At 64.2% G+C, this 23,068-nt stretch carries 22 protein-coding genes; 11 read left to right on the top strand and 11 right to left on the bottom strand.

Going from position 1 to position 23,068, the window contains the following annotated elements:
• Positions 1-270: 270 nt before the first annotated feature.
• Both RMET_RS25110 and RMET_RS25105 read left to right on the top strand, forming a co-directional pair.
• Positions 271-2,037, top strand: a complete 1,767-nt coding sequence (locus tag RMET_RS25110; RefSeq protein WP_011519316.1) for an FAD-dependent oxidoreductase — start codon at positions 271-273, stop codon at positions 2,035-2,037.
• A gap of 123 nt (positions 2,038-2,160) precedes the next feature.
• The gene (locus tag RMET_RS25105; RefSeq protein ID WP_011519315.1) at positions 2,161-2,640 is read left to right on the top strand and encodes a nuclear transport factor 2 family protein; all 480 of its coding nucleotides are present in this window, start codon (positions 2,161-2,163) and stop codon (positions 2,638-2,640) included.
• A 10-nt stretch (positions 2,641-2,650) separates the two neighbouring features.
• Here the strand turns inward: RMET_RS25105 and sorB are convergent, their stop codons facing one another.
• The 3 genes from sorB to RMET_RS25090 all read right to left on the bottom strand — a co-directional run bounded on the left by sorB (position 2,651) and on the right by RMET_RS25090 (position 6,731).
• Entirely contained in the window at positions 2,651-3,307 is a 657-nt protein-coding gene (gene sorB / locus RMET_RS25100; RefSeq protein WP_011519314.1) for a SorB family sulfite dehydrogenase c-type cytochrome subunit, read from the bottom strand.
• 10 nt (positions 3,308-3,317) lie between these two features.
• The gene (gene sorA / locus RMET_RS25095) at positions 3,318-4,550 is read right to left on the bottom strand and encodes a SorA family sulfite dehydrogenase catalytic subunit (protein ID WP_011519313.1); all 1,233 of its coding nucleotides are present in this window, start codon (positions 4,548-4,550) and stop codon (positions 3,318-3,320) included.
• Positions 4,551-4,991: 441 nt separating this feature from the next.
• Entirely contained in the window at positions 4,992-6,731 is a 1,740-nt protein-coding gene (locus RMET_RS25090; RefSeq protein ID WP_011519311.1) for a dipeptidase, read from the bottom strand.
• A 248-nt stretch (positions 6,732-6,979) separates the two neighbouring features.
• Here RMET_RS25090 and RMET_RS25085 point away from each other — a divergent pair, with 248 nt between their 5' ends.
• The 4 genes from RMET_RS25085 to RMET_RS25070 all read left to right on the top strand — a co-directional run bounded on the left by RMET_RS25085 (position 6,980) and on the right by RMET_RS25070 (position 11,298).
• Entirely contained in the window at positions 6,980-7,711 is a 732-nt protein-coding gene (locus tag RMET_RS25085) for a glutathione peroxidase (RefSeq protein WP_011519310.1), read from the top strand.
• A gap of 139 nt (positions 7,712-7,850) precedes the next feature.
• Complete coding sequence (locus tag RMET_RS25080; protein ID WP_011519309.1) at positions 7,851-9,293, top strand: dihydrolipoyl dehydrogenase; 1,443 nt, start codon at positions 7,851-7,853, stop codon at positions 9,291-9,293.
• A gap of 168 nt (positions 9,294-9,461) precedes the next feature.
• Positions 9,462-10,037, top strand: coding sequence for a TetR/AcrR family transcriptional regulator (locus RMET_RS25075; RefSeq protein ID WP_011519308.1), 576 nt, complete (start codon positions 9,462-9,464; stop codon positions 10,035-10,037).
• 109 nt (positions 10,038-10,146) lie between these two features.
• Entirely contained in the window at positions 10,147-11,298 is a 1,152-nt protein-coding gene (locus RMET_RS25070) for an OpgC domain-containing protein (protein WP_011519307.1), read from the top strand.
• 84 nt (positions 11,299-11,382) lie between these two features.
• Here RMET_RS25070 and RMET_RS25065 read toward each other — a convergent pair whose 3' ends face one another.
• The 5 genes from RMET_RS25065 to catA form a co-directional block, all read right to left on the bottom strand.
• The gene (locus RMET_RS25065; RefSeq protein ID WP_011519306.1) at positions 11,383-12,177 is read right to left on the bottom strand and encodes a 1,6-dihydroxycyclohexa-2,4-diene-1-carboxylate dehydrogenase; all 795 of its coding nucleotides are present in this window, start codon (positions 12,175-12,177) and stop codon (positions 11,383-11,385) included.
• Positions 12,177-13,196 carry a benzoate 1,2-dioxygenase electron transfer component BenC gene (gene benC / locus RMET_RS25060; protein ID WP_011519305.1) on the bottom strand — a complete coding sequence of 340 codons (1,020 nt, stop codon included), beginning with the start codon at positions 13,194-13,196 and terminating at the stop codon, positions 12,177-12,179. Before benC ends, RMET_RS25065 begins: the two co-directional genes overlap by 1 nt.
• Before the next feature lie 41 nt (positions 13,197-13,237).
• Positions 13,238-13,732 (bottom strand): benzoate 1,2-dioxygenase small subunit, encoded by a 495-nt coding sequence (gene benB / locus RMET_RS25055; protein WP_011519304.1) that lies wholly within the window; start codon positions 13,730-13,732, stop codon positions 13,238-13,240.
• Complete coding sequence (benA, locus tag RMET_RS25050) at positions 13,729-15,123, bottom strand: benzoate 1,2-dioxygenase large subunit (protein ID WP_011519303.1); 1,395 nt, start codon at positions 15,121-15,123, stop codon at positions 13,729-13,731. The genes benB and benA overlap by 4 nt, the downstream gene beginning before the upstream one ends.
• 131 nt (positions 15,124-15,254) lie before the next feature.
• Entirely contained in the window at positions 15,255-16,178 is a 924-nt protein-coding gene (catA, locus tag RMET_RS25045) for a catechol 1,2-dioxygenase (protein ID WP_011519302.1), read from the bottom strand.
• A gap of 173 nt (positions 16,179-16,351) precedes the next feature.
• On the opposite strand from catA, the gene RMET_RS25040 reads away from it, so the two are divergent.
• Positions 16,352-17,269 (top strand): LysR family transcriptional regulator, encoded by a 918-nt coding sequence (locus tag RMET_RS25040; protein WP_011519301.1) that lies wholly within the window; start codon positions 16,352-16,354, stop codon positions 17,267-17,269.
• On the opposite strand, the gene RMET_RS25035 is transcribed toward RMET_RS25040, so the two are convergent.
• The gene (locus tag RMET_RS25035) at positions 17,270-18,145 is read right to left on the bottom strand and encodes a LysR family transcriptional regulator (protein ID WP_011519300.1); all 876 of its coding nucleotides are present in this window, start codon (positions 18,143-18,145) and stop codon (positions 17,270-17,272) included.
• A gap of 172 nt (positions 18,146-18,317) precedes the next feature.
• Between RMET_RS25035 and RMET_RS25030 the strand changes: the two genes are divergently transcribed.
• The 4 genes from RMET_RS25030 to pcaD are packed head-to-tail and all read left to right on the top strand — an operon-like array spanning position 18,318 to position 21,557.
• On the top strand, positions 18,318-19,442 hold the full coding sequence (locus RMET_RS25030) for a muconate/chloromuconate family cycloisomerase (protein ID WP_011519299.1): 1,125 nt from the start codon (positions 18,318-18,320) through the stop codon (positions 19,440-19,442).
• A gap of 53 nt (positions 19,443-19,495) precedes the next feature.
• Positions 19,496-19,774 (top strand): muconolactone Delta-isomerase, encoded by a 279-nt coding sequence (catC, locus tag RMET_RS25025; RefSeq protein ID WP_008641477.1) that lies wholly within the window; start codon positions 19,496-19,498, stop codon positions 19,772-19,774.
• Positions 19,775-19,804: 30 nt separating this feature from the next.
• A complete protein-coding gene (locus RMET_RS25020; protein WP_011519298.1) occupies positions 19,805-20,791 on the top strand; it encodes a tripartite tricarboxylate transporter substrate binding protein in 987 nt (328 codons plus the stop codon).
• Positions 20,781-21,557 (top strand): 3-oxoadipate enol-lactonase, encoded by a 777-nt coding sequence (pcaD, locus tag RMET_RS25015; protein WP_011519297.1) that lies wholly within the window; start codon positions 20,781-20,783, stop codon positions 21,555-21,557. Before RMET_RS25020 ends, pcaD begins: the two co-directional genes overlap by 11 nt.
• Positions 21,558-21,625: 68 nt before the next feature.
• Here the strand turns inward: pcaD and RMET_RS25010 are convergent, their stop codons facing one another.
• On the bottom strand, positions 21,626-22,708 hold the full coding sequence (locus tag RMET_RS25010) for a calcium:cation antiporter (protein ID WP_029310166.1): 1,083 nt from the start codon (positions 22,706-22,708) through the stop codon (positions 21,626-21,628).
• Positions 22,709-22,825: 117 nt separating this feature from the next.
• Positions 22,826-23,023: a hypothetical protein gene (locus RMET_RS25005; RefSeq protein ID WP_011519295.1), complete on the bottom strand. Its 198-nt coding sequence runs from the start codon at positions 23,021-23,023 to the stop codon at positions 22,826-22,828.
• Between the last annotated feature and the right edge of the window lie 45 nt (positions 23,024-23,068).

The raw sequence follows: 23,068 nt of genomic DNA, 5'->3' as shown, positions 1-23,068 counted from the left end.
CGCGGCGGACGTTGCGTGTCAACAGGCGCGCAGCACAGTGTAGCTACCGCTTAATATTCTCACCATGATTTAAATCACTGGTATCAAGTCGGTTTTTTCATGAAACGGCGGGTTCGACATTTCAACCGCAGGGCAGGTGATCCGTCGGGTCTTTCCTGCCGCCGCTGCCTAAAATCTTCATGTGTACTTGGTGCGAGGCGTGAGGCATGACTACCATCAATCCTTGCGCGGCCGGAGCATCCGGCCACCACACGATTGCAAGGGGGAAGCATGGAGATGACGCGGGCGACATCGGAGACCGATGCCAATCCTGATACCTCGGGTGGCGACGGTGGTCACGAGCCGGTTTCCGGGCTGGAGGCGCCGTATTCGCTACTGGAATCCCGCAGCCACCAGATGTTTCCAACGCTGACGGCGGCCGAAATCGAGCGCATTCACCGTTTCGGCGAAGTTAGATCGTGGCGCGCTGGCGAGATGCTTTTCTCGACGGGCGACGTGGGGCGCGGGATGTACGTCGTCCTGTCCGGCCACACGCGCATCATCCAGCGGGACGGGCTGGGCAACCGCAGCACCATTACCGAGGAAGGGCCCGGCCAGTTTCTGGCGGAAGTCGGGCAACTGACCGGCAAGCCGGCGCTGGTGGACGCCCTGGCCATCGAGGATACCGTCGCACTGGTGATTGCCCCCGAGCGCCTGCGTGCGCTGCTGGTGGCAGAGGCCGATTTGGGCGAGCGCATCATGCGGGCGTTGATTCTGCGCCGGGTCGGCCTGATCGAGCGCGGCAGTGGCCCGGTCCTGGTGGGACGTGGCACGCAGCCCTTGTTGCTGGCGCTGCAGGCGTTCCTGCGTCGCAACGGGCACCCGCACAAGGTGATCGATATCGAGACGGATCACGACTCCACCTGTCTACTCGATCTCAGCAATGCCCCGCAAAGCGATTTCCCGATGGTGATCTGCCCGGATGGCAGCATCCTGCGCGCGCCGGATGAGGGCCAGCTTGCCAGTTGCCTTGGCCTGGTTCCCGAGTTCGACCCCGAGCATGTCTATGACGTGATCGTCGTCGGCGCTGGTCCGGCGGGTCTGGCTACGGCTGTCTATGCGGCGTCCGAAGGGTTGTCCGTGGCCGTGATCGATTGCCGCTCGCCGGGCGGGCAAGCTGGCGCGAGCGCCCGGATCGAGAACTACCTGGGTTTTCCCACCGGCATTTCCGGGCAGGCGCTGGCGGGGCGGGCCTTCGTCCAGGCGCTCAAGTTCGGTGCGCATCTGGCGATTCCACTGGAAGCAAAGGCGTTGCATTGTGGTGAGAATCCGATCCGGATCGAACTGTCGGACGGTCGTCAGATTCCCACGCGTACCGTTGTGATCGCCACCGGCGCGCAGTACCGTCGCGCGGAGATCGACTCGCTCGATCGCTATGAAGGCCGTGGCGTCTACTACTGGGCTTCGCCGGTAGAAGCCAAGCTGTGCAAGGACGAACACGCGATGCTCGTCGGCGGCGGTAACTCGGCCGGCCAGGCAGCGGTGTTCCTGGCGTCCCACGCTAGGGAGGTGCACATCCTCGTGCGCGGCGAAGGGCTAGAGGCAACGATGTCGCGCTACCTGATCGACCGCATCCGCAGCCTCCCCAACGTCACGTTGCACACGCACGCCCAGATCACCGCGCTGGAGGGCGAGGAGTGGCTGTCGATCGTGCGCTATCGGGAGCAAACACAGGGTGCCGACTGCATTTCTGTGCCGATGCGCCACGTATTCCTGTTCATCGGCGCGGCGCCCAACACCGAATGGTTGCGCGCCTGCAATGTGGAGACCGATGCCAAGGGTTTCGTGCTGACCGGATACGAGGCCCATCGCTCCTGCACCGAACGCGCCGACTTCACGCTTGAGACGAGCGTGCCGGGCGTGTTCGCGATCGGAGACGTGCGATCCGGCTCGACCAAGCGCGTGGCCGCCGCCGTGGGTGAGGGCGCGGCGGTCGTTGCGCAGATCCACCGGTATCTGGCGGACCTGCAACCCGTCGCCTTGGCGGTTCGCATGTGATCGGCTGACTCGCCGTATCCCGGAGTCGGGGTATTCCTGCTTGACATACAGATCTGTCTACATACACTGTGTAGACAGATCTGTATCACCACCATCTGATCACACGCAGGAAGGAGTCCCTCGATGTCGAACGTCCCCGAAGTCCGGCCGCCGCTGCCGCCGTTTACCCGTGAAAGCGCCATCGCCAAGGTGCGTGCAGCCGAAGACGGCTGGAATACGCGCGATCCGGCCCGTGTGGCCTTGGCCTATACGATCGACAGCGCCTGGCGCAATCGTGCCGAGTTCGTGCATGGCCGCGAGCAGATTCAGGCCTTTCTTGCCCGCAAGTGGCAGAAGGAACTGGACTACCGGCTGATCAAGGAGCTTTGGGCGTACGAGGGCAATCGCATCGCGGTTCGGTTTGCCTACGAGTGGCACGATGATTCGGGCAACTGGTTCCGCTCGTATGGCAACGAGAATTGGGAATTCGACGAGAACGGCCTGATGCGGCAGCGTCATGCATCCATCAATGACGCACCGATCCGCGAGAGCGATCGCAAGTACCACTGGCCGCTCGGTCGCCGGCCCGATGACCATCCGGGCCTGAGCGACCTGGGCTTCTGAACGCAGTCCTTTAGCGCCCGAGTACCCAGCCAGCCAGTTCGCGCAGGTCGGCGTCGCTGACATCCGCGAACGGCGGCATCGGCACGCTTCCCCATTTGCCGCTGCCTCCGGCGCGGATGCTACGCATCACGGTGCTGACGGCATCGGCCTGGCCGGCGTATTTCGCGGCAACATCGTGGAATGCGGGGCCCACCACCTTCTTGTCCACGGCGTGGCAGGCGAGGCAGTTGTTGGCCGCGAGGAGGCTGCTGGCGTCGTGTGCCTTGGCTGGCGCTGGCTTTGCCGATGCGGCGGGAGCAGGCGATACGGCCGCGGCAGCGGTCGTCTGGCGTTCCGCACCATAGGTCCGGACCAGATAGTCGGCCATCACCGGGATGTCTTCGTCGCGCAGTGGCGCGCCGAAGGCAGTCTTCATCTTCTTGACGGTGGCATCCCAGTAAGCGCGGCCCAGCGACTGCGGCTGAGTCGACACGTACTGCGCCGAATGGCAGGTCATGCAGTTCTGCTGCACCAGCCGATAGCCGGGCAGTTCGCTGGGTTGATAGCTTGCGGTTTCGGGTGGAAGCTGGATTTCCAGCGCGTGCGCGGCGGGCAGGGCGGAGAGCATCAGCGCCAGGCTGATGGCAAGGCGTCGCGCCGGGAAGCGGCTGCAAGGGGTCTTTTGCATGGTGGGCTCCTCAGACTGCCTTGACGCGCGTGGTTTCCACCACGTTGCGCATGTAGCCGGCCGGATTCCACAACGCCGTCATCGGCTGGCTCTGGCCGATACGATTGACCGCGCGCACCCGGAGGTCATAGGCACCCTTGCGTGGCGGGCGGAATGCGGCGCGCCATTCGCGGAACGAGTACTTGCCGAGATCCTGGCCGAGCGTGGCTTCCGTCCAGCTTCGGCCGCCGTCTGCCGAGAATGCGACTTCGGCGATACCGTAGCCGCCGTCGAACGCAATGCCTCTTACCACGGTCTCTCGTCCGGACGGGACCGTCGCGCCTTCGGTCAGGCTGGTGATGAACGAGCGCACGTTGAAGCGCCCGATCGGGCGTGTGCGTGCCGGTGCCGAGCCGGGTTCGACATTGGCCCCGGCGTTGTCGGGAATGCGATAGGCGCTCTGTACCCAGAAACCGTCGAACGGTTTGTCGAGAACGGTGATATCGGACAGGTGTTTCACCCAGTACGTACCGTAGTGGCCCGGCACCACCAGCCGCAGCGGGTAGCCATTGAGCATCGGCAAGTCTTCGCCATTCATGGACCACGCCAGCATGACCTCGCCATCGAGCGCGTGGTCGATATCGAGCGATTTGACGAAGTCGGGGCTGTTGTCGAGTGGTGGCCGGTCGAGGCCATTGAAGCTGACCTGGACAGCGCCGGGTTGCACGCCGGCTCGTTCGAGCACGGCCTTCAGCGGCACGCCGGTCCAGCGCGCGTTGCCCATGGCGCCGTTGGCGAGCTGGCCGCCATTGACGCGCGGAGCAAGAAAGCCACGGCTGTTGCCCGAGCACTGGTTGACGGCGACGACTTCCATCGGCTGCGCGATGGCCTTGATGTCGGCCAGTGATAGCTCGAGCGGCGTTTTCACCTTGCCGCCAATGCGGAGCCGATAGGTCTGTGGGTCGACCGAGGTCGGAATGCCGCTCCAGTGATAACGCACGAAAAACGCGTCGTTAGGCGTCAGAATCCCCTCGTTGAACACGCTAAAGGGGGTTTCCAACTGCGGCGGCCGGCTGGTCAGCAGGATCAGCGGCCGCTTCTGCGGAAACGCCACAAGCTCGCGCGCGCCGTTGTCGAAGGGGAGCTGGACCTGCTTGTCGCCGCTGGCGGCGAGGGCGTTCAGGGCGGTGGTGCCGACGACCGCATTGGCCGTCAACGCGCCAGCCTGCTTGAGAAACCGGCGTCGCCGGACTCGATTCTCCATGGCTTGTCTCCGTCGTTCTTATCTTGGGCCGTGGCCGCGGGGGCGCACACACGGGGGTGAGGACGGGGATAAAGCCTATTCAGTGCTGCAAGCCATGTAAAACAGATTAAATCGATAACAACAAGAGGAATTCCCGCTAAACGACCCGCTACGACTCCGCTAAGCGGACCCTTTGCGGACCCGTTAGCGGACCCGTTTAGCGGGTCGCACCGCTTTGATGTATCCCGGCACGGGCCAGCCGAGCGGCCTTAGAAGCCGTTTCAAAAAGATTCTGGCGTCGTTGCGGGGCCTTGCCGTACGACTTGTACTGTCTGCGGCCCCGCCCTTGCAGGGCGCGCATGTGCTCGCAGGCACATGCCGTTCCGCAGGCGGCTCGCATGCGAGCCGAAACCCCTGCTTCACCCTAGCCAGAACCGCTTCGCTTCAGTTTGAAACGGCCTCTTACTGCATCGATTTCAGATTGCCAACGCGCACGAGCATCTCCGTGAACATCTGCATGTCCAGGTTCAGGTCCGGCACTTCCTTGTACTCCTTCGCGTTGTGCGCGGTGTACTTCTTGCCCGGCATCGCTGGCCCGAAGTTGATCGCGTTCGGCATCAGCTTGGCCGTGGTGCTGCCGGCGGTCGGCACGGGCTTGGCTTCGAGCCCGGTGGTATCACCGTAGATGTTCAGCAATGTGGTTAGCCAGGCGCCCTTGGGGTCCCGGGCCATCCAGTCGCCCTGTTCGTGCTGGATTTCCAGCGCGGTGTGCGTGGTTGCTGCCCAGCCCTGGATGCGCTCGGCGATCTTCGCGCGCAAGGCATCGGGCGTTGCACCGCGCGGCATCCGCACGTTGGCGGTGACTTCGAGCTTGCCGCCGCGCTCGCGGATCAGCGTCGGCGAGATCGTCAACGGACCCATGAAGTCATCGCGATAGGCCACGCCGAGCTTTTCCCCGAGATAGTCGGTGCCATAGAGGTCGGTCAGGTAGCGGATCGCATGGGCGTACTGGTTGTCTGCAAAGGCGACGCCCGACGACTGCAGGAACATCGCGAGACGCGGCACGGGGTTCACGCCTTCCTCGGGGCGGGAGCCATGGGCGGACGTGCCAGTCACCTTCACGACGATGACGTCGCCGTCACGCGCGATGTCGATCGAGAACTTGCCCTGGGCCTCATGCTGGGCGATGAAACCGGCGCGCGCCTTTTCCAGGCCGGCGGCCACGGCTGCCAGGTCACCGCCGCTGATGCGTGCCGTCGCCGTCTGAGGAATCGCGTTGGCCGAGGCGGCGCCGCTCATGGCCACGATGGCCGGCTGCTTGCCGTCCACCGCCTGATCCGCGAAGCGCGCGGTCAGCGCGCCCGAGCCTTTCTCGGCGACCACGGCGGGGTACTTGCTGTCGAGCACGATGTTGTACTCGGGCAGGGCGGTTTTCTCGCGGTAGTACTTCATGCCGTCGCCACCGGTTTCCTCGGTGGTCTCGATCATCAGCCGGATCGAACGCGCCAGCGGCACGCCGCTTTCGCGCACGGTTTTCATCGCGTAGAGGGCGGCGGCAATCGAGCCCTTGTCGTCGATCGTGCCACGTCCATAGAGGTAGTCGCCTACGCGCGTGACCTTGAACGGGTCGAGCTTCGTGCCATCGTCGAGTACCCATTCGTCGGCCACCACGGGCACCACGTCGGCATGGGTAAGGATGCCGAAGGTGTCCTTGCCGGTGCCAGGCAGCGTGACTTCGAACACGCGGTTGTCGATGTTGCGATAGTGCAGGCCGAAGTCCTTGGCCATCCGCTCCACGAGCTTGCCGAACTCGATGATTGCGGGGTTCTCGTGCTGCGGCACCTTGTCGTCGCGCACCGTGCGCAGCGCCACCATCTCGCTGATGCTGTCGAGCACGGCATGCCCGTTATGCACGCGGTTGTAGACACCGAGCAGGCGTCCGATGTTGACGAGGTCGTCGCCCGTGAGCGGGCGCTTTGCCCGATAGGCTCGCACCGAAGGCGCAAGTTTCGGGTCGGCCTTGACCGCGGCGTCGAGGAAGGCATTGAAACTGGCTGGTGGCGTTGTCGTAGCACCGGCCACGAGTTGGTCGAGCTCCGGCTTGGCGATGGTCGCCGCGTTCGCCATGGGTGTCAGCGGGCAGGCGAGCAGGGCGGCGGCCAGCAGGGTTGCTGCTGGCAGTCGTGCAGTCAGACGATTCATCGGGTTTGTCCCTTCGGTTGTCTTGGTTGTCTTTGTTGGGTGGCCGAATGATAGCGGCGCCCGGTGCGGCAAGAAAGCAGGGAGATCACTCGTCGATAGAGAAGATCAATCGCTTCTCTACGATTGATAATAGTAATTATCAATCGGATTGGTTGAAACGATGAATTGTACAAATCACATTGGGATCTTCAGAATCCACTCCATCGCTGCAACACGCGGCGCCAACCTGACCCAGAGGAGTGATCCAGATGCTGCAATCCCGTGAAGGCCAACGCGTTCCCAACGTCACGTTCCGTGTGCGTGCAAACAATGAGTGGAAGGACGTGACCACGGCCGAACTGTTCGACGGCAAGACCGTAGTGTTGTTCTCGCTGCCGGGCGCCTTCACCCCGACGTGCTCGTCCACACACCTGCCGCGCTACAACGAACTGGCGCCGGTGTTCGCCAAGCAAGGCGTCGACGCGATCCTGTGCGTGTCGGTCAACGACACCTTTGTCATGAACGAGTGGGCCAAGGACCAGGAGTCCGAGAACATCGTCATGATCCCTGACGGCAACGGCGAATTCACCGACGGCATGGGCATGCTCGTCGACAAGGCCGACCTCGGTTTCGGCAAGCGTAGCTGGCGCTATTCGATGTTGGTCAAGGACGGTGTGGTGGACAAGATGTTCATCGAGCCGGAAGAGCCGGGCGACCCGTTCAAGGTGTCGGATGCCGACACGATGCTGAACTACATCGCGCCGACCGCCAAGCAGCCGGACCAGGTGGTGGTGTTCTCGAAGATTGGCTGCTCGCACTGCGCCAAGGCCAAGCAACTGCTGTCGGACAACGGCTTCGAGTACATCGACGTGCCGCTCGAGAACAAGATTCGCGGCAAGGTGCTGGGCGCCGTGTCGGGCGAAATGACCGCGCCGCAGGTGTTCATCAACGGCAAGCTGGTCGGTGGCGCAGAAGCGCTCGAACAGTACCTGGCTCGCTGATCTCCCTCGCCCGGGCCCGGTTCCCCCGACCGGTGTCCTGGGCACCCTCTCCCCCCTAGCAAGTCGTCGTATCCGATGGCGCCGCGTATGTGGCGGCGCCATCCCGTACGCCGATTGACGATCGATACAGGAAACGCACATGAACACGAACCAGAATGCCCAGACCGCTCAAACTGTCCAGACCGTCCAGACTGATGTGGCCATCATCGGCGCGGGCACTGCCGGCCTGGCCGCCTACCGCGCGGCCATTGCCGCCGGCAAGCGCGCCGTGATCATCGAGGGCGGGGCGTATGGCACGACCTGCGCCCGCGTGGGCTGCATGCCGTCGAAGCTGCTGATTGCCGCGGCGGAAGCCGCGCACGAAGCGCGTCACACTGCTGCATTTGGCGTGCACGTGGATGGCCCGGTCCGTATCGACGGCAGGGAAGTCATGCAGCGCGTGCGGAGCGAACGCGACCGCTTTGTCGGCTTCGTGGTGCGCGGCGTGGAGAGCATTCCCCAGGACGACCGCCTGATCGGCCGGGCGCGGTTCATCGACAACACGATCCTCCAGGTTGACGACCACACCGTCGTGCGCGCAAGCCGCGTGGTAATCGCCACGGGCTCGCGCCCCGCCGTACCGCCGTCCTTTGGCGTGTTCGGCGATCGCCTGATCGTCAATGACGATGTGTTCTCGTGGGAAGACCTGCCCCAAAGCGTGGCCGTGTTCGGCCCGGGCGTGATTGGTTTGGAACTGGGGCAAGCACTGTCGCGGCTTGGCGTGCGGGTGCGCGTGTTTGGTGTCGGTGGCGGCGTCGGTCCGTTGTCGGACCCCGAGATTCGTGCTTACGCTGCCAAGTCCTTCAACCAGGAATTCTCGCTGTTGGCGGATGCGCGCGTGCTTGAGATGCGCCGCGAGGGCGACGACGCCGTTATCACGTTCGAAGACGCCGACGGCCAGACCGTGACGGAGCGCTTTGCCTACGTGCTGGCCGCCACGGGTCGCCGGCCCAATGTCGATACGCTTGCGCTGGGCAACACCGCGCTGGAACTCGATGGGCGGGGCGTACCGACGTTCGACCCGGTGACGCTCCAGTGCGGTGAATCGCCGATCTTCATCGCTGGCGATGCCAATAACGTCCTGCCGCTGCTGCATGAGGCGGCCGACGAAGGCAAGATTGCTGGCGAAAACGCTGCGCTCTGGCCGAAGGTCGGGCCGCTGACGCGGCGCGCGCCGATCGCGGTGGTGTTCTCCGATCCGCAGATCGCGATGGTCGGCAAGCGTTTTGCCGAACTGACACCGGGCAGCTTCGTGACTGGCGAGGTCAGCTTCGAGGATCAGGGCCGCAGCCGTGTGATGCTCAAGAACCGTGGGCTGATGCACGTCTACGCGGATCGCGCCACAGGCCGCTTTATTGGCGCTGAGTGGATTGGCCCGCGCGCCGAGAATATCGCGCATCTGCTGGCGTGGTCGTACCAACAGGGGCTGACGATCGCCGCGATGCTGGCCATGCCTTTCTACCATCCCGTTGTGGAAGAGGGCTTGCGCACGGCGCTGCGTGATGCGCAAGCCAAGCTGGCGCAATTGCAGGAAGCCGCCTGATCGGACGGCAGCGTGAGCCTGGCTTGATCGGGAGGGCCGGAAGCGAAGTCTCGCTTCCGGCCCTTGTTCATTTGGCGGGATGCATATATAGAGATCGAGACAGATCAAGACAGATCTGTCTCCTATAATGGCGCCTATCCACGCCAACGCCTTACGCTGTCATCCGTCATGCCTACCCCATCCGCGCGCGACCGCATCCTCGATACCGCAGCACGCCTGTTCTACCGCGATGGCTATCGCGGTACTGGGATCGACCGGATCATCGCCGAGTCGGGCGTGGCCAAGATGTCGCTTTACAGGCATTTCCCTTCCAAGAACGACCTGATCGTCGCGTATCTCGAGAGCCGGCATGACTACTGGATGGGCTGGTTCCGCGATGCGGTGACCCGACGACTGGCCGCACGCGGCAACCTGGATATCATGGCCGATGCGCTAGGCGAGTGGTTCGCTACCGAGGATTTTCGTGGCTGCTCCTTCATCAACATGATCGCGGAGGCGGGCGGCGGTGCCGGTGACGACCCACGGCTGCTGGCGCAGGCAGTGGCGCACAAGGCGTCGCTGGAGGACTTCGTCACCGGGATCGCCCACGATCTTGGGCTGTCCAGCCCACGTGAAGTGGCGGAAGAGGCCATGCTCTGCATCGAGGGCATGATCATCCGCTACCAGACCACGCATGCCAGCAGCGTGATCGATGCTGGGCGACGGACGCTTGGCAGGCTGCATGCAGCACATTCGGCAGCGTAATCTACTGAAACACAGTGCGTACACGTTAACCCTGATGCCACGGTAAAATCCGTGGCATAAGACATGGGCCGGAAGCAATTTCGGCCCGTTTGCATTGGGAAGCACGCCTGTGAACGCAGTGAACAACAACCAGCGGCGCACCGAGGTCGACCTGATTCGCGGCATCGCGCTGCTCTTCATCGTGGTCGACCATGTCAACGGCAGCGTGCTGGCCGACTACACGATCCGCAACTTCACGCTCTTCGACGCCGCCGAGGTATTCGTTTTCCTGGCCGGCTATTCGGCGGGCGCCGCCTATCTCGCGATGGAGGCCCGCCAGGGCGCCAGCGCCGCGAGCAAACGCCTGCACCGCCGTAGCTGGGAGATCTACAAGGCCTTCGTGCTGACCGGGGTGCTGATGCTGCTGTTCGGGTTCCTGCTGGCGATGTGCAAGGTGCCCGCGCCAGCCGTGCGCGCGACCGAGGCACCAGCGTTCATGGCCCAACCGATCGAGACGCTGTTCCAGGTGATCGGCCTGGCGCGGCAGCCATTCGTCTCGGATGTACTGCCGATGTATGCGGTGTTTATTGGACTGGCGCCTCTGGCGATCGGCTGGGCGAGAAAGTATCCCTTGGCCTTTGTCTGCGGCAGCGTGGCGCTCTGGCTCATGGCGCCGGCGCTGCTGCCGCTGTTGCCGAGCAGCGAGCCGCGCGGCTGGAGCTTCAACCCGTTCGCATGGCAACTGATGTTCGGCATGGGCCTGCTGGCACGCCTGCGGCCGGACTTCGTGCTGCCGCAACAGAACATCGCGCGCTGGGCCTGCACCATCGGCGCGGTGGTCGTCACGATGGCCTGCATGGCGCTGACGTATCTGTGGATGCGTCCGCACGTGTATGAGGCCTGGCTGCCGGCGTGGTTGCCGTCGATGGTCTTTCCACTGCCGAAGCAGAGCCTGGCGTTCCTGCGCGTGCTCAGCTTCCTTGGGCTGGCATGGCTGGTCTATCTGGCGGCGCGGGCGGGCTGGGTCGAGCGCGTGGCCCGCTTTATGGGGCCGGTGGTGCAGATCGGCCGGCATAGCCTGTTCTGCTTCGTGCTGGGCGCCGTGGTGTCGGTGACGATCGAAGGCTTCACCTATGGCATCGCCGGCGGCCGGCCCACGCGGCCCGTGGCACTGGGCGGCGATCTGGTGGCGGTGGCAATCTTGCTGGTGGTCGGCGGCTGGTATGGCCGCAGGAAGGAAGCGAAGAAGGTGGCAGCGAAGTCGGCGATCGTCACTGCATAGCCATCGTGCGCGTGATCGCCTGTCATGCGCGCCCCCTCCCAAGCAAATCGGAGAGGGGCGCGATCAAGCGGCAAGTCAGCGCGATCAGCCAAGGTCTCCGCCACCCACCGGCACCACAGTCCCCGTCATGTACGACGCCTCGTCCGAGGCCAGGAACAGGATCACACCCACTTGTTCCTCGATCGTCCCGTACCGGTGCATCAGGCTCGACGACACGGTCTGATCGACGATTGCCTGATACCACTTCGATTCCTGTTCCGACTGTTCCGATTGTTGCTGCGTGTTGCGCGGGATCCTGCGCGGCGGCGCCTCGGTGCCGCCCGTAGCCACCGCGTTAATGCGAATGCCATCCGCCGCGTGCTCGAACGCCAGGCTCGCGGTCAGCGCGTTCACGCCGCCTTTGGCCGCCGCGTAGGGCACGCGATGGATGCCGCGCGTCGCAATCGACGACACGTTGACGATGACTCCGGCGCGACGCTCGACCATGCCCGGCAACACCGCGCGGCAACCCCAGAGCGTGGGAAACAGCGACCGGCGGATCTCGGCCTCGATCTCGGCTTCAGCGTAGTGCTCATAGGGCTTGGCCCAGATCGTGCCGCCCACGTTGTTGATCAGGATATCGACATGGCCGAAGGCAGCGGTGGCCGTGGCTACCATCGCCTGCGCCCCCGCATACGTCTCCAGATCAGCATTGACGGACAGTGCCGCGCCGCCCGCAGCCAGAATCCCGGCCGCGACTTCCTCGACCAGCGTGGCGCGGTCCACCAGCACCACATTCGCGCCCTCGGCAGCCGCGGACATTGCCACGCCGCGACCGATACCCTGCGCCGCGCCCGTGACGATCATCGTCCGGCCGGCGAAACGTTGCGTTGTGCGCATCATGCCTCCGCGCTGGCCGAGAACTTCTCGTAGTAGAAATTGGCCGGCGTGATGCCGGCATCCCGCAGCCAGTCGCGCACGGCTTCCACCATGGCCACGGGGCCGCACAGGTAGATGTCGACGTCCCCGTGATTGATCCATGTGGGGTCGACATGCGTGGTCACATAGCCCTTGCGCTCGTGCGTGCTGGCGGCGTCGGCAATGCAGGTGCGGTAGGTGAATCCGTCGATGCTGGCCGCGGCGGCCTCGAGCCGCTCGGTGGCCACCAGGTCGATGTCGTGCGTGACGCCGTAGACCATGCGCACCGGGTGCGTGCTGCCGCTGGCGGCCAGTACGTCGAGCATGGACAGGAACGGCGCGATGCCGGTGCCGCCGGCCAGGAACAAAACGGGCCGCGTGACGGAACGCAGGTAGAAGCTGCCGAACGGGCCGGAGAATGCCATGCGCTGTCCGGTCTGGGCCTCGCCGGCCAGAAAGCCGCTCATGCGGCCCTGTGGCACATTGCGCACGACGAAGGCCGCCTGAGACGCGCCCGGCGGCGAACTGAACGAGTACGCGCGCGTTAGTCCGCTGCCCGGGATTTCCACGTTGACGTACTGCCCGGGCAGGAAGCTGAGCGCGGCCGGGTCATCGAGGTCGATCGAGAAGCCGATGGTCGAATCCGACAGCGGCGCCACGGCGGCGATCGCGCCCTCGAATCGCGTCACGCCAGTCTTGCAGGCCGCGGACGAAGCCGGCACGCGGATCACGCAATCCGAGCGCGGCCGTGTCTTGCAGGCCAGCACGTATCCCTTGGCCGCCTCCTCGGCGGTCAGCGCGTCCTCGATATAGCTCGATTCGGGCAGGTCATAGTGGCCGGATTCGCATAGGCCGCGACAGGTGCCGCACGCGCCGTCGCGGCAGTCGAGCGGAATGTTGATCTGCTGGCGATAGGCGGCGTCCGAGAGCGTCTCGTTGTCGCCGCACGTGATGAAGCGCGTCACGCCATCTTCGAACTGCAGGGCGATCGTATGTTCCATGGCCTTGTCCCTCCGTGATGCTGCCTGATGCGGCGAGCGGATCAGATGTGATAGATGTCGATGACCTGGTGGATGTAGTCGTTCTTGAGCACGACGTACTTGTCCAGGATGCGCGGCGTGCCTTGCGAGAAATCGATCACGTAGCGCGACATGCCGAAGTAGCTGAAATTGGTCTGGTAGCGATGCGCGAGCGTGTGCCAGTTGAAGCGCACCGTGGCTAGTTGTCCGTCGGTCGACTCGATTTCGATATTGCTCAGGTTGTGGCTCGTGCGCGTGTCGGGGATCGTCGCGCTCGACCGCTCGGTCTTGATGCGGAAGATGCGGTCCTCCAGCCCCTGCCGGTTCGGATAGAAGATCAGCGAAATCTCTCGTTCCGGATCGGTGACGAGCTTGCCGTCGTCATCCCAGCAAGGCATCCAGAATCGCGCATCGGGGTGATAGCAGGTCAGCCATTCATCCCATTGCTCGTCGTCGAGCAGGCGGCACTCGCGGTAGAGAAAGGCCGAGACATCGCTCATGGGGATGACGGCGCTCATGCTGCATCTCCCTGTGCCACGGCCCGCTTCATCGTCTCCAGCCAGTAGCGATGCTGTACGGTATAGAGGCCTTCATCCTCGGTACGCAGCCCGCTCATCACCGGATTCAGACCGATGTGCTTCGCTGCGTCGTCGGGCCCGTCGATCCAGTGCGTGGCGCCCCGGCACATATCGTTCCAGGCCAGTGCCTGGCCCGCGTAGCCCTGCTGGCAGGCGCGGAACTCCTCGAGGTCGTCGGGCGTGGCCATGCCGCTGACGTTGAAAAAGTCTTCGTATTGGCGGATGCGGCGTGCGCGGGCCTCGTCCGATTCCCCCTTGGGGGCGATGCAGTAGATCGTGACTTCGGTGCGGTCCACCGACAGCGGGCGCAGCAGGCGGATCTGCGAGCCGAACTGGTCCATCAGGTAGACATTGGGGTACAGGCACAGGTTGCGCGAGTTCTGGATCATCCAGTCGGCGCGCTCCTCGCCACAGCGTTGCGCGAACTCGTCGCGGCGGGCGAAGTTCGGACGATCTTCCGGGTTAGCCCAGCGCGACCACAGCAGCATATGGCCATGATCGAACGCGTAGAAGCCGCCGCCTTGCTGGCCCCACTTGCCCGCATCCATCGCGCGGATCTTGTCCTCGCGTTCGTTCTGCTGCTTGCGGTGGCTTGTGGTGGCGGCGTAGTTCCAGTGCACGGCGGACACATGGTAGCCATCGGCGCCATTCTCGGCCTGCAGTTTCCAGTTGCCGGCGAATGTGTATGTCGACGAGCCACGCAGCACCTCGAGACCATCGGGCGACTGGTCGACAATCATGTCGATGATGCGCGCGGCATCGCCCAGGAACTGCTCGATCGGCGGCACATCGGCGTTGAGGCTGCCGAACAGGAAGCCGCGATAGTTGGAAAAGCGCGCCAGCTTCTTCAGGTCGTGGGACCCCTCCTTGTTGAAGCATTCCGGATAGCCGGCCTGTTCGGGGTCCTTGACCTTGAGTAGCTTGCCGCTGTTGTTGAATGTCCAGCCGTGGAACGGGCAGGTGTATGTGGCCTTGTTGCCGCGCTTGTGCCGGCACAACATTGCGCCGCGATGGCTGCACGCGTTGATGAACGCGTTCAGTTCGCCCTGGCGATTGCGCGCGATCACGATCGGCTGGCGGCCGATATGCGTCGTGTAGTAATCGTTGTTGTTCGGGATCTGGCTTTCGTGCGCCAGGTAGATCCAGTTGCCCTCGAAGATGTGCTGCATCTCGAGTTCGAACAGCGCCTCGTCCGTGAACGCGCTGCGGTGCAGCCGATAGTCGCCGGTGGTCTTGTCTTCGACCAGGAACTGGTCAAGGTTCTCCAGGCGGTTGGGCTGATGCTGGGGACGAGCGGGGCCCGCCCCGGTATCCAGATGGATCGGGATCATGGTGGTCTCCTGCCAGAGCGGCGGGGAAGGGGCCGGGACGCGCGGTGGCGGCGAGTCCCGGCGAATCAGATCGCTTTCTGCGGTCTCAGGCGATCTCACGCAGTCTTGGGCGATGGCCCTTGGCGCTGGCCTCAGGCGGCAGCGCGCAGGCGGTCCACTTCGGCCGCCGGGGCGTCGGTGGCCTCGCGCAGCAGGCGGAAGTCGAAGTCGATCGAGGCGAACGGCTTGCTCACGCCGTGCTTGTCGAGCTGCGCGGCGTCCCCGACGCGCTCGACCGCCGGCACGAGTCCATCGCGGCTGGCAAACGCGAAGTCATCCCACAGGTACTCGTCGCCGTCGATGTTGATCTGCGTGGTCAGCTTGCGATGGCCGGCGGCGGATACGAAGAAGTGAATATGTGCGGGGCGGCGGCCGTGACGGGCCAGCAGGTTCAGCAGGCGCTGCGTCGTGCCCTCGGGCGGGCAGCCATAGCCCATCGGCACGATGCTGCGGAACTGGTAGCGGCCGTTGGCATCGGTGACGATCGTGCGGCGCAGGTTGAAGTGGGACTGGCTCTTGTCGAAGAACGAGTAGTTGCCAAGCAGGTTGGCGTGCCATACCTCGACCTTCGCGCCGGCCAGCGGCTTGCCGTCGGTGTCGTAGACCGTGCCCTGCATGAACAGCACCTCGCCCTTGTCGTCCTCCGTGCCGTCGTCGAGTCGTGCGAAGCCGGTGGATTCGGGCGCGCCGGCCACATACAGCGGGCCTTCGATCGTGCGCGGCGTGCCGCCGGTCAGGCCGGCGCGGGCTTCTGCCTCGTCGGCGCGGATGTCCAGGAATCGTTCCAGACCCAGGCCGGCGGCCAGCAGGCCCAGCTCGTGGGTGGCGCCTGCCTCGGCGAAATACTCGATGCCCTTCCAGACTTCGGTGGCGCTCAAATCCAGATCCTCGATTGCCTTGAACAGATCGGTCGTCAGCCGTACCACGACCTGTTGCGCGCGTGCGTCCGGGGTGCCTTGCGTGGCGGTGTGTACGAGGAACTGCTTTACCAGCGCTTCGATGTCAGCGTGCGTCATGTCTCACTCCGAAATGTCTCTTTGGTGGGGGTCGAATGATCGGTCGGTTAATGCTCTGTGGGTATAAACCCGTATCGAGGATTGCCGTCCGACTTGTTGCGGAGCATAGTTCAGGGGTGTTTGGGCAGTCCAAGACTGATTGAGTATCCGGACGATACCTGTGAGGTATAGCGTTGGAATTGAGACATTTGAGGTACTTCGTGGCCGTGGCCGAGGAGCGCAACTTCACGCGCGCCGCGGAACGGCTGCATATCGCGCAGCCTCCGCTGTCGCGCCAGATCCAGCAACTGGAGGAGTCGCTGGGTGTGTTGCTGTTCGAGCGCAACTCCCGGCCACTCAAGCTGACCGACACCGGGCGCTTCTTCTACACCCACGCCTTGCAACTGCTGGCGCAGACCACCGAACTTGAGGCGATGATGCGCCGGGTTGGCAAGATTGAGCGGGCGATGTCGATCGGCTTCGTGGGCTCCACGCTCTACGGCATGTTGCCGCGCATCATCCGCCGCTTCCGGACCGAACACGCCGAGATCGAACTGACGCTGCACGAGATGTCGACGATGGACCAGATCAAGGCACTCAAGGAAGGGCGCATCGATGTGGGTTTTGGCCGCATCCGGCACGAAGACCCGGCCGTCCGCCGCGTGGTGCTGCGCGAGGAACGCATGATCGTGGCTCTGCCGGTGGGGCATCCGCTGTCGATCGGCAGGAAGATGCTGGCGTTGCCGGATCTGCTCGAAGACACGCTGATCATCTTCCCGAAGGCGCCACGCCCGAGTTTTGCCGATCAGGTGCTGGCGGCGTTTCACGACCGCGCGTTGCGCCCGGGCCGCATCCACGAGGTACGCGAGTTGCAGATCGCGCTGGGGTTGGTGGCGATGGGCGAGGGTATCTCAGTGGTACCCAGCAGCGTCTACGGCCTCAAGCGTGACGATGTGACCTACGTTGAGCTTGATGATGCGAAGCTGGTGTCGCCGATCATCATGAGCATGCGCACACTGGACGAATCCGAGGACCTGCGTGCGATGCTGGACATGATCTACCGGCTCTACGAGGAAATCGGCATGGAGTACATTCCGCCGGCCCAGGAGTGACTACGCTTGCTGCAGGACCCATGCGACCGCGCGGGCCAGGTATGGCGAGGTGTCGCCAGAGCGGTAGCTCATGATCACGGGTGAGACGAAGCCCGGAGCGTTGATCGGCACATAGCGCACATCATCACGATGCAGGCGCTGCACCGAGGACGGCACGAGCGTGATGCCTAGCCCGGCGGCGACGAGGCCGAGCGCGGTCTGCAGTTCGTTGGCCTCCTGCACCACGCGGGGCTGCAACCCTTGGCCGCGGAACAGCGACAGCACATGGTCGGCGTAGCTTGGCCGTGGCCGGGCCGGATAGAGGATCAGCGGCTGTCGGGCCAGCGCGTCGGCATCGAAAGGAGCGGTGGGGGTGGGCGCGGTGCCCGGGATCGCCGCCACCAGCGATTCGGCCATCACCACCTGCTGGACGATCGCCGGGTCGTTGAACGTGAGACGCCCGAAGGCCAGATCGATCCGCCCGGACTTGAGCGCTTCGAGTTGCTGCACCGTGATCATCTCGGTCAGGCCGACCTCCACCTGGCTATCGTCGCCACGCAGTTCGCGGATCAGCTCGGGCAGCACGCCATACAGCACCGACGGCACGAAGCCGATGCCGAACCAGCGCTTTTCATTGCGGCCGATGCGCCGCGTGCTTTCCAGCGTCTCCTCCAGTCGCTGGGTCAGTTGCAGCGACTGCTCGAGCAGGAAACGGCCCGCCTCGGTCAACCTCAGGCCCCGCCCGACACGATCGAACAACGCCACGCCGACTTCTTCCTCGAACTGGCGGATTTGCCGGGAAAGTGGCGGCTGTGCCATATGAAGCTTTTCGGCCGCCCGTGTCACGTTGAGTTCCTGGGCAACCGTCTGGAAGTAGCGGAGGTGGCGGAGTTCCATGGTGATGGCGATCGCGGTGGGTTTTTCCCTCTCCCGCAGCAGGGAGAGGAGGAGAATCCTGGCATACCGAAAAGGTATGAGATGAGACATCTTCGGTCTTGGACGCTTAGCAAGTCAAGGTACATACTCCGTGCACGAGACTAATTTGCATGGAAAAGGTATGACAGCGGGTATGACAGCGACGATTTCTTCCATCGAGGCCATTCTGGTCGACCTGCCCACGATCCGGGCGCATCAGTTGGCCATGGCCACGATGCAGCAGCAGACGCTGGTGATCGTGCGGCTGCGCTGCAGCGACGGGATCGAGGGCATCGGTGAGGCCACTACAATTGGCGGCCTGTCGTACGGCGACGAAAGTCCCGAGGGCATCAAGCTGACGATCGATACCTACCTGGCGCCGGCACTGGTCGGCCAGGACGCCACCAATGTCCACGCCGCGATGGCGCGCCTGAACAAGGTCGCGCGCGGTAACCGGTTCGCCAAGTCGGCGCTGGAATCGGCCATGCTCGACGCGCAGGGCAAGCGTCTGGACGTGCCGCTGGCCACGCTGCTGGGTGGCGCGGTGCGCGACACGCTGCCGGTGCTCTGGACACTGGCCAGCGGTGATACCGCACGCGATATCGAGGAAGCCGAGCGCTTTCTGGAGGAACGCCGCCACAACACGTTCAAGCTCAAGATCGGTCGCCGCAGCGTGCGTGAAGATGTGGCGCATGTCTCGGCGATCAAGCGCGCCCTGGGCGATCGCGCCCGCGTGACGGTAGACGTGAACCAGGCCTGGAACGAAGCCGATGCCGCCACCGGCATCGCCATGCTCGAAGCGGCCGGCATCGACCTGATCGAACAACCGACGCCGCGCGAGCAACGCACGGCGCTGGCGCGTCTGGCCGCCCGTTTCGTGGTGCCGATCATGGCCGATGAAGCCGTGACGGGCCCCGAGGATGCAATGGAACTGGCACGCCTGGGCGCCGCCGATGTGTTCGCGCTGAAGATCGCCAAATCCGGTGGCATCTTCGGCATGTTGCGGACTGCGGCCGTGGGCGATGCAGCAGGTATCGCGCTCTACGGTGGCACGATGCTCGAAGGCAGCGTCGGCACGATCGCCGCGGCGCATGGCTTCTGCACGCTGCCGCAACTGGCGTGGGGCACGGAATTGTTTGGCCCGCTGCTGGTGAAGGACGATATCGTTGTCGAGCGCCCCGTATTCAAGGACTTCTCGCTGCATCTGCCGCAGGGTCCGGGGCTGGGTCTGGCAATCGACGAAGACAAGCTTGCGCACTATCGTCGCAAGTCCGCTTGATTGCCTGATCGACCTACCACCTAATCGCATCCTTCAAGCACAAGGAGACCCCAATGCTGTTTCTCGTCAGGATGGACGTTCAGATTCCGCATGATTTGCCGGCTGCCGAGGCCGATGAGATCAAGGCACGCGAGAAGGCCTACTCACAAGACCTGCAGCGCCAGGGCAAATGGCAGGCGCTGTACCGCGTGGTGGGCGAGTATGCCAACTACAGCCTGTTCGACGTGGAGTCGAACGATGAACTGCACACGCTGCTGTCGGCGCTGCCGCTGTTCCCGTACATGAAGATCCACGTCACGCCACTGGCCAAGCACCCGTCGTCGATCCGCTGATCGGCGCGCTCACAAGAAGGAATGGAGACAATGAAGTCCTTGCTGCAACGGTCGAACGTTCTGTCGGCCGCTCTCGCCGCCACGATGCTGTTCGCGGCCGCCGCCCCCGCACACGCGGCCTATCCCGACCACCCGATCCGCTGGATCGTGCCGTTCCCGGCCGGCGGCGCGATGGACAACATCGCCCGCACGCTGGGCGAAGACATGTCGAAGACGCTTGGTCAGGCGATCGTGGTCGAAAACCGCCCCGGCGCGGGTGGAAACATCGGCGCCGAAATGGTGGCCCGCTCGCCGGCAGACGGCTACACGCTGATCATTGTCGCCAACGGCATGGCCGTGAATCCGGCGCTGTATGGCAAGCTCAGCTACGACCCGGTCAAGGATTTCGCGCCGGTGTCGCTGCTGGCCGTCGTGCCCAACGTGCTGGTGGCCAACAAGGCCAAGACGCCGGTCAAGACCGTGGCCGAAGTCATCGCGAGCGCCAAGGCCAAGCCGGGCAAGTACACGTATGCGTCGGCCGGCAACGGTACGTCGATCCACCTGGCAGGCGAACTGTTCACGTCGATGGCCCATGTGGACATGCTCCATATCCCGTACAAGGGATCGGGCCCGGCGATGACCGATCTGCTCGGTGGCCAGGTGGACTACATGTTCGACAGCATCACCTCGGCCAAGCCGCATATCGACAGCGGCAAGCTGACCGCGATCGCCGTCACCACCAGCAAGCGTTCGTCGGCATTGCCCAATGTGCCGACAGTGGCCGAAGCGGGGCTGCCGGGCTATGAATTGTCGCCGTGGTTCGCGGCATTCGTACCGGCCAAGACGCCGCAGCCCGTCATCGACACGCTTAACAAGGCCATGCTCGATGCCCTGAAGAAGCCGTCCGTGCAGCAGCGCCTGGCAGGCATCGGCGCCGAGCCGATCGGCAGCACGCCAGCCGCGCTGAAGGACCACCTGGCCAAGGAGACCACCAAGTGGGGCACGCTCATCCGCGAGAAGGGCATTCATGCCGACTGAACCGACGCGCAAGCTCCATTACGTGATCGAGGGCGCCGCCGACAAGCCGGTGCTGGTGATGTCCAATTCGCTGGGCACCACGCTCGACATGTGGGGGCCGCAGATGGCCGGGCTGACCGCGCATTACCGGGTGCTGCGCTATGACACGCGCGGCCACGGGCGCTCGGCCCTGCCGTCGTCGTCGTTCGGGATGCGCGAACTGGCCGAAGACGTGATCGCGATCATGGATCATGCCGGTATCGAGCGGGCGCACTTCTGTGGTCTGTCGATGGGTGGCATGACGGGAATGTATCTGGCGCGCTATCACGCGGGGCGTTTCGGACGTTTTGTGCTGGCGAACACCGCCGCGCTGATCGGCCCCGAGTCGGTGTGGAATACCCGGATCGAAACCGTGCGGCGCGATGGCATGGCGGCTATCGTCAACGGTGTGCTGGCTCGCTGGTTCACCGATCACTACGTGCTCACGCGTCGTGACGAGTACGAACCTGTGCGCCGAATGCTGACGGGTACCAGCGCGGAAGGCTATGCCGCCAACTGCGCGGCCGTGCGCGACGCCGATCTGCGTGGATTGTTGCCGGGTATTCAGGCGCCGGTGCTGGTGATTGCCGGCGAGCAGGACCTGGCCACTACCGCGGCCCAGGGCCAGGAGGTCGTCCGGGCGATTCCGGGCGCGGAGTATCTGGAGCTGGCTGCCGCTCACCTGTCCAATTGGGAGTTGCCGGAGGCGTTTGGGAATGCCGTGATCGGATTCCTGCGGCAGAAGTAAACCGTCGCTTTTCGCCCCGCCTCCATTTATGGGAGAGGGGCGAAAGACAGTACCGAAAGACCGTACCCTTACGGAACGATCGTCAGGAACAGATACGCGGCGAAAATCACCATGTGCACCACGCCCTGAAGGATCGTGGTCCGTCCCATGCCCAGCGTCAGCGAGGCGACGATCATGGTCAGGAACAGCAGGACCATTTCCTTGGGGCCAAGCCCGAGTTCAAGCGGCCGGCTGAGCATGATGAACACGGCCGCCACGGTCGGAATCGTCAGGCCGATACTGGCCAGCGCGGAGCCGAGCGCAAGGTTGAGGCTGGTCTGAATCCGGTCCGAACGTGCCGCGCGCAACGCGGCCAGCCCTTCAGGCAGCAGCACCAGCGCCGCAATCACCACACCCACCACGGCAGGAGGCAGCCCGGCACCCAGTACTGCCGCTTCCACCGATGGCGACAGCAGCTTGGCCAGCGCCACCACGGCCACCAGGCAGACCACCAGCAGCACGCCACTGACTACCGCGACGCGCACCGGCGGCGGCGGCGCATGCTCGTTCTCGTCGCTGCTGCCTTCCACCAGGAAGTAGTCGCGATGCCGCACCGTCTGCACGAACACGAAGCTGCCGTAGAGCACCAGTGACATGGCGCCCGCGAAGGCGAGTTGCGACGGGGACAGCATGGGTCCCGGCGTCGAGCTGGTGAAGTTGGGGAGCACCATGGTCAGGCCGAGCAGGGCAACCAGGATGGCCATCGCGGCATTGGCGCCGGGCGCCTGAAACGCCTGTTCGCGGTGATGCAGGCCGCCGACGAACAGGCAGACCCCGACGATCCCGTTGCAGATGATCATGACCGCCGCGAACACCGTGTCGCGGGCGAGACCGGCCTTCTCAGGCCCGGAAGACAGCATCACCGACACAATCAGCGCCACTTCGATTACCGTCACGGCAATCGCAAGCACCAAGGTGCCGAACGGCTCGCCGACCTTATGGGCGACGACCTCGGCATGGTGCACCGCGGAAAATACCGCGCCCGCCAGGGCAGCGGCCATCACCGCGATCATCCACGACTGTCCCGTCAATAGAAGGCCCAGGCCGAACGCTGCCCAGGCAGCCAGCGGGGACCAGACGGTCCAAGCCGGCAGCTTGTTGGAAGTTGCCATCCCTTGTGTTCCTTTCTTTTTGTGGCGTGCAGAGGCACAGCGTGCACGCCAGATGGCGCGCGCGCAAGAGATATTCTGGCAACGAAGGGCGGCCACAGTTCCCGGCCGGGGCGAGTATCAGTCGCGCGGCAGTGGACGGGTGGCGGTGTCGAGTACTTCCGGGCCGGTGGCTGCCGGCTTGTTTCCCGCCGATTTCCTGGGCGGATCGAGGTTGCTGTCCCGCAGGGCAGGATGATGGATATAGATCCAGCGCGCGGCGATGATCACCGCGATGAGGAACGCAAGACCGTAACCGACAAAAGTGACCGAATTCATATTGTTCTGACCTGTTGGACAGCTCTGATGGCTGGTGCGGGCCAG

The sequence above is a fragment of the Cupriavidus metallidurans CH34 genome (assembly GCF_000196015.1).
In the GTDB taxonomy this organism is placed as follows: domain Bacteria; phylum Pseudomonadota; class Gammaproteobacteria; order Burkholderiales; family Burkholderiaceae; genus Cupriavidus; species Cupriavidus metallidurans.
This window is presented reverse-complemented; position numbering and strand designations above follow the sequence as displayed.